The 11,957-nt window shown below is 26.1% G+C and carries 7 protein-coding genes and 1 tRNA gene; 5 read left to right on the top strand and 3 right to left on the bottom strand.

The features are described from left to right. Positions 1–93 precede the first annotated feature (93 nt). Positions 94–1,788 (top strand): hypothetical protein, encoded by a 1,695-nt coding sequence (locus ERUM_RS00715; protein WP_011154813.1) that lies wholly within the window; start codon positions 94–96, stop codon positions 1,786–1,788. Between the two features lie 1,204 nt (positions 1,789–2,992). Here ERUM_RS00715 and ERUM_RS00710 read toward each other — a convergent pair. Both ERUM_RS00710 and nrdR read right to left on the bottom strand, forming a co-directional pair. Next, positions 2,993–3,065 (bottom strand) — tRNA-Ala (locus ERUM_RS00710). Positions 3,066–3,177: 112 nt separating this feature from the next. Next, positions 3,178–3,639, bottom strand: a complete 462-nt coding sequence (gene nrdR, locus ERUM_RS00705; protein WP_011154812.1) for a transcriptional regulator NrdR — start codon at positions 3,637–3,639, stop codon at positions 3,178–3,180. A 138-nt stretch (positions 3,640–3,777) separates the two neighbouring features. Here nrdR and ERUM_RS00700 point away from each other — a divergent pair, with 138 nt between their 5' ends. The 3 genes from ERUM_RS00700 to ERUM_RS00690 all read left to right on the top strand — a co-directional run bounded on the left by ERUM_RS00700 (position 3,778) and on the right by ERUM_RS00690 (position 5,434). Further along, complete coding sequence (locus ERUM_RS00700) at positions 3,778–4,059, top strand: NADH-ubiquinone oxidoreductase subunit NDUFA12 family protein (RefSeq protein ID WP_011154811.1); 282 nt, start codon at positions 3,778–3,780, stop codon at positions 4,057–4,059. Positions 4,060–4,086: 27 nt separating this feature from the next. Then, positions 4,087–4,536, top strand: a complete 450-nt coding sequence (gene mlaD / locus ERUM_RS00695; protein WP_011154810.1) for an outer membrane lipid asymmetry maintenance protein MlaD — start codon at positions 4,087–4,089, stop codon at positions 4,534–4,536. 598 nt (positions 4,537–5,134) lie between these two features. Beyond that, positions 5,135–5,434: a hypothetical protein gene (locus tag ERUM_RS00690; RefSeq protein ID WP_011154809.1), complete on the top strand. Its 300-nt coding sequence runs from the start codon at positions 5,135–5,137 to the stop codon at positions 5,432–5,434. 228 nt (positions 5,435–5,662) lie between these two features. On the opposite strand, the gene ERUM_RS00685 is transcribed toward ERUM_RS00690, so the two are convergent. Further along, the gene (locus ERUM_RS00685; RefSeq protein ID WP_011154808.1) at positions 5,663–7,141 is read right to left on the bottom strand and encodes a proton-conducting transporter transmembrane domain-containing protein; all 1,479 of its coding nucleotides are present in this window, start codon (positions 7,139–7,141) and stop codon (positions 5,663–5,665) included. Between the two features lie 2,458 nt (positions 7,142–9,599). Here ERUM_RS00685 and lnt point away from each other — a divergent pair. After that, complete coding sequence (lnt, locus tag ERUM_RS00680; RefSeq protein WP_011154806.1) at positions 9,600–11,120, top strand: apolipoprotein N-acyltransferase; 1,521 nt, start codon at positions 9,600–9,602, stop codon at positions 11,118–11,120. The last annotated feature ends 837 nt before the right edge of the window (positions 11,121–11,957 follow it).

The following is an 11,957-nucleotide window of genomic DNA, read 5'->3' as shown; positions in this document are numbered from 1 at the left end:
TAAAAAAAACCCTATATATTAATAAATTAATATTTTCTTCATAATATAAAACATATACATAAAACAAATAACAATAAATTTACGATAAAAAATATGAAAGAAAATATAGAACTTCCTATACAAAAAAATTTCTTGTTAAAACTAGAAGTAGGAAAAAAACTAAATTCTTTTTGTAATCATAACATATATCAAACAATAGTCAGAAATGATAATAACACTGAAATAATCATGCCATCAAAAAACTATTTTTTTGTAGGTAATAAGTTTTACATACCATACAATAACTATGTCAATGACGAATATATGGAAATTCCAGATGAATACCGATACATAAAAATAGATCGAATACAGAACACTAATAGTCAAACAGAAGAATCTTACTTACTAGTTATCTGTAATGAATACGGCAAAGAATACTCATATAATTATCATCCATTTTACATCCAACCAGAAAACATTATTGAAAAATCAAAAGAAATAAATCTTGAAAAGTACTATAAAATCCAACAAGAATACAACAATATTCCACTATTTAAAATCACTCCAGAATCACATAATCATAACATACCAATAAATTGTGCTGTAATCACAGAATTACATAATACTAATAAACAATTTGCAAAATTAAGTCCTGAATCACTACAATATAAACATTATCATTCTACAACAAATGACAAGTTCATTTTCAGTTATTCTGACATAACAAAACACAAAATTAACAAAGATGGAAGTATAAAACTTCACAATATTAAAAATGATATTACACAAAAAATAATAGAAGATAATCCTATATTTCTCATTGTACACAATGGTAACTTTTTTTTCACAGATAAAAAATATGATGGAGAATTAATAGATGATTACAATACAGCAGTAAAAATCTTACGGCATACTAATTTTTACATAAATCCACATCCAGACTGCTCAAACGATATAGATATGAACAAACAATTTATTTTTAAAATCGTAAAAGGCAATTTAGACCCAAATACCAATAAGAACATAGTTAATGTAGAATTAAAAGATAAACAAATATCACTAATTCCTAAAGATAATAATACTCACCTCTTTTTTGATGGAGATAACTCTTTTCAGTATTGTAATAATGTAAGAGAAGTTAATAGAGAAGATGCTCCAATATCAGGATTTACTAAACATTTTTTCAACACAGTACATGAAATACTAGATTCACACAATACATATCTCTCCATCGAAGAGAATAAAAACTATCAGACAAAAACATTTTTTTCTGATCAAGCAGGTAATCCAATTTTTGATTTATCAAACACTGCACTGACAAAACACATATCATCTCTTTTCCATATGGATAACACTCAAAACAATATACAAATTAATTACACAAAATCCTTAGCTAATACCACAATAGATAACTTTAAACCACATAATGAATTACAGGATGAAAAACAGTTAATACCACAAAAAAACCAAGAAGATAACAACTTATCAATAACAAATCAAGACAGTATAATCCATTCAATTGGAGATACACTCCCTAATATTACATACTTTCCACTCAAAAAAGAAAAAGTTATTATAGGAGATGATATTGGAGACGGTAGATATAAGATATCGTTTAACCTGGCATATGACGAAATGCTAGATTTCTATAAAACTATACAAAAAACTTACAATTATGATTACACATTAAGTGCGTTCAATAATGTAATTAAATACTATGGACTACAAACACCTCACGAAAACAATGTATATATCAATAAGCATGGTCATATATTTATTGATAATCTTGACTTTGGGCTATTACAATAGCAATTATTGATTTAATTTCATTATACATTTTAAGTATTTAACAGTACTGTGTATGAATATTCACAACTTACAAAATAAATCAAAATAATAAGACAAGTAAATAATAGAATAGTAAGATACACATTTTACCATAAACCGCACATAGATATAACATAACTCTATAAAACCAACAATACTGATAAGTATATAACAGTACAAAATAAACTATACAATATGCACAATATATGTAAATTGCTGTACAGGATAACTAAAGAACTTTGCAACTTATACATTATTGAAAAAAAAATTATCACTCTAATTAATCAAGTAATTGTTATTTTTTAATATAAGTAACCATGCATTTACAAGTATTTAATTATACATAACAGGTTCCTATTACATATACTAATTATACAATCCTATAATCATTAGTATGTGATCTGAAAAATCACAAGATTTCAAATTAGTAGCAATTATATAGCCCTACTAATCACTACTTCTTGATGTTAAGTAACTAATTATAGCAAATACTTATTACAATAAATCCCAGCTATAGAAACACATAGCATTTTGCTTATAATTCAATAATAACTAAGCTAATACTACATGCTCTTATCAATCACAACCTACTACAAAATCTTACAGTACTTTATATATGACTATGAAAAATTAGAAGACATGAATCAATAGTAAATAAATTACTCACCATAAGTTTTACATATATAAAATTACTTATCACAAACAACTAATTCACAGAATAAATTCTCATTACACATTATTTATATGATTCTAGTATATGATATTGAAAACTATATATTGATAAATTAATAATAATCACAAAAGGCTAATTTATATAATCAATAAGTTATAGACTTAGATATATTAACTCATAATAATGGCCACATAACTACTACATACTTTTCTAATATAAGACAGTAATTACTTTAACATTTTTATAATAACTTACACATATGCAGATACACATCAAACACAAGATATAAAATAACACATAAAAACTGTTCTTATCTATTATAAGTTTAAATCCATCAAAAAGATTATCCATAAGCATTTTATAAATACCATATAATACCAGTCAAAATAGTACTATTTCTGCCCTCTAGTGAATAAAAAATATTACCCATAACCATATTTATTCTGTCACAACTCTGGTATTTCTTTGTAGTTATAAGGTACAGTAAGATAAAGTGTTATTATATAAAAAATGTGGAGGTAAGCGGAATCGAACCGCTGACCTTCTGCGTGCAAAGCAGACGCTCTACCAAGTGAGCTATACCCCCATAAGATTACAATTGATAGCAATGCCCTAGGCTATTGCCAATTAAATAACACAACCTTACAAACAATTCAAGAATTAATGTATCAGCAATAACAAATTTCCACTAACTTATATCATAGGTTATTTTCATTAATTATTTTTGCTATTATATTACTAAAATCATTAATATTCTTAAAGTTCATATATACAGAAGCAAATCTAACATATGCAACTTTATCTAATTTAAAAAGATTATCCATAACCATTTTACCAATAACATCAGTTGGAATAGCATTATCTTTTTTGCCTTCAAGCTCATAAAAAATATTATTTACCATCATATTTATTTTATCATGACTTACTGGACGTTTCTTTGTAGCTATAAGAATCGAAGAAAGTAGTTTCTTTTTATCAAATTGCTCTAATCCTCCATTTTTTTTAATTACCATCAATGACCTAAGTAGAAGCTTTTCAGTAGTAGTAAATCTAGAATTACATACAGGACAAACCCTACGCCTTCTGATTAACATATCATCTTCTATTGACCTTGAGTCTTTAACATTAGTACTGATATTATTACAGAAAGGACATTTCATAAGTAATTTCTAAATACACAACTTTATCAAGTTAATTTAGTATATAAAATAATTAACGACATACATAGTTAATAATTGTATTATATCATCATCAGTATTATATTAGTATAGAATTATAGTTACAATTTATCATTAAATATGCAGCTTTTTAGTAATTTACGGCTTATGCTAAGAAAAAACAAACAATTAGTTGGCAAAGATATATTAGGTAATCGTTATTACAACTCTTTAACAAAAACTGGTGAAAAAAGATGGGTAATATACAACGGTAAAGTTGATCCAACAAAAGTTCCTGCATTATGGCATATATGGTTACATTATACAGATAATCAATTACCAAAACTTGCAGAAAAAAATCTACATGTACCAAATTTAACCGGAACTAAGTACGCCTACCATCCTCAAAAGTCTTTTAAATAACACAAAACATATTAACATCGGTATTTTATGCATAGATCAAATATTATTGAAATTTTTATAGGATTCCTAGTGTTAGCAGGAGCAATATCTATTGGGATAATAGCATTTAACAAATTACCATATAAAAATACCTTACGTAATTGTTACACAGTTAAAGCATTTTTCTCAAATGTAGATGGGTTAGACATAGGAGATGAAGTAACAATATCAGGAGTAAAAATAGGTACAGTAACTTCAATATCATTGAATGAAAGCTATACTCCTATAGTCACAATGTGCATACAGAAAAATATCTTACTACCTTCAGATAGTTCAGCATCTATATTAAACAGCAATATGTTAGGAAAAAAGCACATTGATATCGAACTTGGATCAGATCAAGAAGTCATCGTAAGTGAAGGTTTAATAGAACATACACATTCAGATTTAAGTTTCAATGCAATTATTGCTAAAATAATAGATTCACTTATTAAGTAGTCAATATCAATTGTTAAATACAAATTTGACAACAAGCATATTATAACTAACCAATAGGATGAACAACTAAATAAAGATAATATAAATATTTGACATTATTGAGTTTAAATAAAATTTAAGGAATTACCATCAATAAAAGCTCAATTATAAGATACACATTAGATTTAAGCATCAACATAATTTTATTACATAGATAATAGTTTCATTTACTCAATAGTGTTATTAACATATATTTTTAACAGCATAATATGCTAAACTAATAACAGACATAAAAATCAAACAACAGCAATACATTACTAGTAATATTCTTAAACTTATGTTATAATTAAGTATTAATTTATTTATATTAACTATTAATACTAAGGAAGAATTGCATTATTACCAGTAAATATAAGGCTGATTGAAGTAAGTGGTAGAATTATACGAAAACTAAACAAATACAGTAATATATTACAAAGTGAAAATAAACTTATTTAATGATTACAACTTAACTTTATAGGCAAAACAAAAAACATGCTATAGCATTAATTATTTACTATGCTTATATGCATTTTTGGAATATAATGATAGTTGTGTGATGGTTATTTAAGATAATGTTATGCTAAATGATTTTTATAACTTATTATTACATATAGTTAGTAACCCAAAGTCGATAGCGTTACTAATACTTCTATTAGTGATAGGTAGTACTTATTTCTTTAAGTACAATAAAAAACTCAAGAAAAAACTTCAACCTAAAGATCAATCATCTGTAAGTACTCAAGAAAATATAGGTAGTATGGATAAACCATTTGATAAGAATTATACTCCAGAACATCATGTTGCACACAGCACAACTTTTACTATTGACTCAGTATCTCAAGTATTTGAAAGTAAAGAACAAAGTAGAAGTAGATAACTTCTTTATATTAAGAGGAGGTACTATCTTGGTATTTCTTTAGATTTTTACATAGTTATTATATAAGGTAGTAAGATTTACTACATTTTCCTCATAAGAATGATTTAGTTAACAGTTAGGTATAAATTAACTAGAAATGGGTAGTTAATTTACATTTTTTATCATTACTTGAGTGTAACTCACCATCCAAATAAGTCATTTAGTAATAATAAAATTCAAATAGATATCTCAATATAATAGCAATGTCGCTATTTTATTAGAAATCAATGTTAAAGGAATTGGATATATTCCCACAATAATAGAAGCAATTACCATTATCCAAATACATAATACCATAACATTTGGCGTTTTAAACGACGATATAACTACCTTATTATCAGGTGAACGAAGACACACTGCTTCAACTATTTTCCAAACATACACTATAGATAACCCAGAACCTATAAGCAACACAAAAATACCAGCCCAAAAATTAGACTTTATAACTGCATCAACAATATACCATTTAGCAATAAACCCTGAAGTAACTGGCATACCAATTAAACTTAAACATAATATAATAAATGGCAATGTAATTTTTGGCATGGTTTCCCACATGTTTGCACAATCTTTCAGATGTGTGTTACCACAACCATAATCAATGCTACCTACAATCATAAATAATGCTGACTTAACCAAGCTATGACTAATAATATAAGCTATAGCTGCAACCAAACCATAATTAGTATTTAAACTAACTGCAAATACAATATATCCTAAATGTGCAATACTTGAATAAGCAAATATCTTTTTAATATTGCTAGTAAAAATTGCAAGTAAAGATCCACAAACTATTGACAAGACAGCAAAACACATAAAAACAATATTAAAAGGTAAAGTCACAAAAACAAAATCAGCTTTAAAAACGTCATATATCATCTTTATAATGAGATATATCATAACTTTAGTAGAAGTACCGGAAAAAAACACAGAAATAAAAGAAGGAGCAAAACTATAAGCCTGTATTAACCATTTATGAAATGGGAATAGCGCTGTCTTTATAAACAAACCTACCATAATAAATAACATTGCAATCTGTGTAACTCTATTTGTTACCAGCAAATTATCATGAATTATTAGAAACAAATCTCCAATATTCAATGTACCAGTAATAGCATACAAAAAGCCTATACCTATTAAATAAAAAGTTGCCCCAATTGTACCAATTACTAAATAATCAAATGCTGCTATTAAAGCAGCTTTATCTTTTCCCATTGCAACCAAAATATAAGAAGAAATAGACGAAATCTCAAGAAAAACATAGATATTAAAAACATCATTTGATACTAATATCCCCAAAAAACCACCTAAACATAGCAAAAATACAGAATAGAAACTTGGTATCTTGTTAACACCTATTTCTCTGATGCTAGGATATATGCCATACAATATACTCATTACAGCAATAAAATTTACTAAAACAAGCATAGTAGCACTAAATATGTTCACTTTAAGTTCTATGCCATAAGGAACGATCCACCCCCCTAGGCTGTATTTGATTACATCAGCAGAACAAACCTGAGAGAACAATACCAACGCAATGGAAAAAGATACTACTACAACAATAGATGATATAATTTTCACCAATGTACTATTTTTTAATAAAGCACATATTACTGCAGAAAGTAAAGGTATAATAACCTGTAAAACAGGTAACGAACTACTCATTAGGTATACTCATCATAAAGTATCATATGATTCTCAAAACTACTAAAATATTCTTAAAAAGGCAAGTGTATTTATTGTAAATCCTTGTTTATCACTGAATATTGTTATGCAGTAACAAACAACAGTAGAATTTATATCTTTTAAAAACAAAAAATACTATTAATAATTACATTAATGTAAGCTCTTACGAAAAAATATACCCCCTAATATCTGATAATTATTTAGGTTTATCACATACACTGAATTTGTGAATAGTGAATAATGTATATAATAAACATGATATACTCAGTAATAATATATTTCATTCACTATATAATTAATAAACCCTTGCTTTCTTATTTAAACTGTAAAGATAATAGATACCTAAAATAATATAATACAAATTCTTTGTTCACTAGCTTAATTTAATTAAATTTCTAATTACTGTATCTTGAGGGTCAAACTTTATAGTATTAATATGACCATAATCTTTAAAAGATGCGTTATTTAACAATAAATCTTTAATCTGAGTAATAACTATATAAATATCTTTAAGCACTTTAATTCAATTATAAACAAAAAAAAACACCTACATTATTTTTATACTTTTCCACTCAACTCATTTTAAGATATTAATCAATTTGTCAAATTTACTTTCACCAATCCATTATTGTAAAGTTAACCATACACTTTTCATTTGCAGATCATCATGCCTTATAGGTAGTTATAGAGACCTACAAAATATATTTTTACTCTCTCATCTACTAAACAATCTTAATAGTTATGTATATATTAAGTGCTCTAATCCTTATAAAATAAGAAATACCAGTATTACTCTTATACTTTTCCACTCAACTCATTTTAAGATATTAATCAATTTGTCAAAATTACTTTCACCAATCCATTATTGTAAAGTTAACCATACACTTTTCATTTGTAGATCATCATGCCTTATAGGTAGTTATAGAGACCTAGAAAATATATTTTTACTCTTTCATCTACTAAACAATCTCAATAGTTATGTATATATTAAGTGCTCTAATCCTTATAAAATAAGAAATACCAGTATTACTCTTATACTTTTCCACTCAACTCATTTTAAGATATTGATCAATTTGTCAAATTTACTTTTACCAATCTATTATTGTAAAGTTAACTATATACGTTTCATCTGCATATGTTCATATTTTATATCCAGTTAATAATAAACTTATAAAATAGAGAAAATTATTTTGTACAATATTTTTACAGATTTACCACAATTTCAAAGAATTAAAGATATTAATACCTGCATAAACAAAGTTTCGAGTAATAATTAAGTATATCACCAATGATCTAACAACGAATTAAAACTCTTACTAGATCATAAATTCTTTACTATTTAATCACTAATTCTACATTAAAAACACACTCTTATATCAAAAGATACAGCATGCCATAGTTGTTAATTTCTAAGATACTAATTATTTCCTTAAATGTAATAATATTAACACTTACTTTTAATTTAAGCAGATACCATATTGCATAAAAAACCAAACATTGCTTATATGACCCAATAATCTTTAATCCATAAGTACATTAACTGATAATATATTGATATATATAACACATTTCAAAGATAACAAATCACAATATCCAAAAAACTAAAAAATTATTGTCTTTATAGGGAATCATCAACTTACTATTCCATATATCAAGTACCTATACATATTTTTCTAAAAATTAAAGACTTAAAAAATTATTATATATAAAAAACAAGGAATAATTGATCTTGATTAAATATATAGATACACCAATATTTGATTAACCTATCTAAAAACGCACTTTTTAATAATCAATACTTTTTTACATAACACTCTAGAGAGCAAAACATCAAAAATATAGTATACCATCTAACTAACTATATTTAAAATAAGATTACTCTCAATATCAAAATAATGAGAGATTCTAAACCATTTACTACATAAGATATCCATATCCAACACTACTAACCTATCATAGAAGCCATAAATAGCATGATAATTCACAACAATATCTTAAAATATACAATAGTACTCTTTACATACTATTTAGGTAGCATACCACAATATACTTTCAATATTTATATAAATATTGAAATTTAAATTAAAGATATACTAATATGATTGAATAATTATATTATTTAACATTACTAATTCTTATTAGAAAAAATTTATAGAAAAGATAACTTACAAAATTACAATACCTTGTTATAAAGGTACACAACAATTGTAACAAACTAAGTATTAAGTACTACATCAAGATAACTCATAGTTCTCACTTATATTAATATACAACACAACTATAACTTACCAATACTATAAATAAGATATTTTGAGGTAAACATTTTGAATATATACACAAAATACTAAAGCCTTATGCTTTACATAATATAAAAAATGCTTACAATAGCTATCACGCTAGTATTCTTAGCATTAGATATTAATAAGGTAAAAAATTAATGGAATTATCTCCGTATAAGAAACATAATTATACGTTCGCAGTGATATTAGGTGCAATGTCTACTATATCAATGCCACCATTTTATATGTTTATTGCACTATTGATAGGATTTTCTGGGTTTTACATTACCTTATCACATGCACAAAATATAAAGCAGGCATTTTACTCTGGATGGTGGTTTGGTTTTGGGTATTTTACAACTAGTTTATACTGGCTTGCCGTACCATTAATAGCTCAAAGTCGTATCTTTTGGCCTTTAGTACCATTCGCCATAACTATAATTCCAGCAATTTTATCATTGTTTTTTGGTATGGCATCTTCTATTGTACATTTTATAAACTGTAAAAAACTGTACGGGTTAATAATTCTATCCTTGTCGTTTACTATAGCTGGAATATGTATTGAAATCATATTACCATGGAATTTGTTAGCATATTCCTGGTCTTTCTCAACAGAAATGTTACAAACTGCTTCACTAATAGGACCACATGGGATGACATTTCTTGCTGTGCTATGCAGTGCAGCAGTTGGAGTATCTATACAAGACAAGTGTATTCTATCATGTATTATTACACTAATAACATTGGTTAGTATGTATATCTATGGGAGCAATAGATTATTAAATCAAGAATATAAATACCACAATGACATAGCTTTACGTATAGTTCAAGGTAATATAGATCACCAATGGGACGAAAACGAAGAACAAGAGTATAATACCTTTCAAACATATCTAGGACTGACTAGTAAGTACGGTTTGAATTCAAGAACACATATAATCTGGGGTGAAGGTTCTTTCCCGTTGTTAACAGATAAAAACAATAATTTAATCACAAACAGTATTAAATTTACAATTCCAAAGTTTTTAATTGCTAGTGGTACAAGATATGATAAGGAAAGTCAAAAATTCCATAATACGCTGTTTGCAATCAATGATAATGGCAAGATAATTGATTACTACGATAAATACCATTTAGTACCATTTGGCGAATTCATACCATCAATATTACGAAGTATTGTACCACGATCTATAACAGCTGGTTTTAGCTATAATTCAGGGACAGAACAAAAAAAATTAATATCATTAAATAACAATAGAATGCCTTTTGTACCTTCAATATGCTATGAATCCATTTTCAGTAACGAAATGGCAAATAAATGTATTAATGGAAAATGGATAATTAATTTAACAAATGATGGATGGTTTGGAATAAGTTCACAACCTTACCAACATTTTGAAATGAGTCGCATGAGAAGCATAGAAAATGGGTTGCCCACTATCCGCGCAGCTAATACTGGTATATCAGCTGTAATAGATAGCTATGGAAGAATAATCCACTCTTTACCTATAATAACAGAAGGTATTATTGACTCATATTTACCTTACCATATCAATAATGGCACTCTCTATTCTAGGTATATTAGCAAGTTTATTATTCCATTATTTGGGTTAATAATAATAGCTATATTATTATGGAAGATTATATTCCACAGATACAGAACTATAATTAACACTTAGTATTATCTCTTATTTTCCATTATCAAAAGAATAGGTTCATATTCATTGTTAAAGTACAAAAAGCACATTGTTACTTTAAAAATATCAACCCATTATAATTATCCCATAATATACCTACTAATGTATAGAAATACATTGATCTTCTATAGAGACAATAATTATTAGCACATTTTTTAGTACGTCAATTTTCGAAACCAATATAATTCTACTATATTTGCAATATTGCTAAATATTCTACAGATTTTACACTATAACTGTATACCCTAATTAATGGTAATCTATAACAACATATTCATTAAAAAAAAATAGTAATTATCTATTTATTTCAGTACACTAAACAATTACCAAATACCCTCTTATTATACAATATTTCACTTACTATATAAGTATTTATACTAACATACTAAAACATGTTTACTTTTTGCAAATAAGTATTACTTTGTTCCTAATATATAAATAATGATAGAAATACACCCTCATTACACTATATATCATTCATTACATACTCCATCTATAAATTAGAGTTAAATACTACTATTCATATAATCAACTAATACATAAAAATACGCTTATCTTTTGTAAAAACAGTAATGATTTATATCTTTCAATATACAAATAACTGTCAAATTCTTACTACACTATAACACTAATACTATCCTAATATTTTAGATGACTCATTGCTATATTTTCTATGTTCAAAAAAAACACACAACAATACTAGTTTATACATTCACAATAATTATGTGTTTACAAGATTCTTAATAAGCACTAGCTATACAAATAACAACACCACACAACATTCTACCACATAATAACTAAGCTATAGAACACTAATCA

It is taken from the genome of Ehrlichia ruminantium str. Welgevonden (genome assembly GCF_000026005.1).
Lineage (GTDB): Bacteria > Pseudomonadota > Alphaproteobacteria > Rickettsiales > Anaplasmataceae > Ehrlichia > Ehrlichia ruminantium.
Note: the sequence above shows the minus strand (reverse complement) of the source record. Positions and strands in the feature narration are given on the sequence as shown.

Coding starts and splice junctions, on each gene's coding strand:
- ERUM_RS00715 (WP_011154813.1), top strand. CDS start 94: ATGAAAGAAAATATAGAACTTCCTATACAAAAAAATTTCTTGTTAAAA.
- nrdR (WP_011154812.1), bottom strand. CDS start 3,639: ATGAAATGTCCTTTCTGTAATAATATCAGTACTAATGTTAAAGACTCA.
- ERUM_RS00700 (WP_011154811.1), top strand. CDS start 3,778: ATGCAGCTTTTTAGTAATTTACGGCTTATGCTAAGAAAAAACAAACAA.
- mlaD (WP_011154810.1), top strand. CDS start 4,087: ATGCATAGATCAAATATTATTGAAATTTTTATAGGATTCCTAGTGTTA.
- ERUM_RS00690 (WP_011154809.1), top strand. CDS start 5,135: ATGCTAAATGATTTTTATAACTTATTATTACATATAGTTAGTAACCCA.
- ERUM_RS00685 (WP_011154808.1), bottom strand. CDS start 7,141: ATGAGTAGTTCGTTACCTGTTTTACAGGTTATTATACCTTTACTTTCT.
- lnt (WP_011154806.1), top strand. CDS start 9,600: ATGGAATTATCTCCGTATAAGAAACATAATTATACGTTCGCAGTGATA.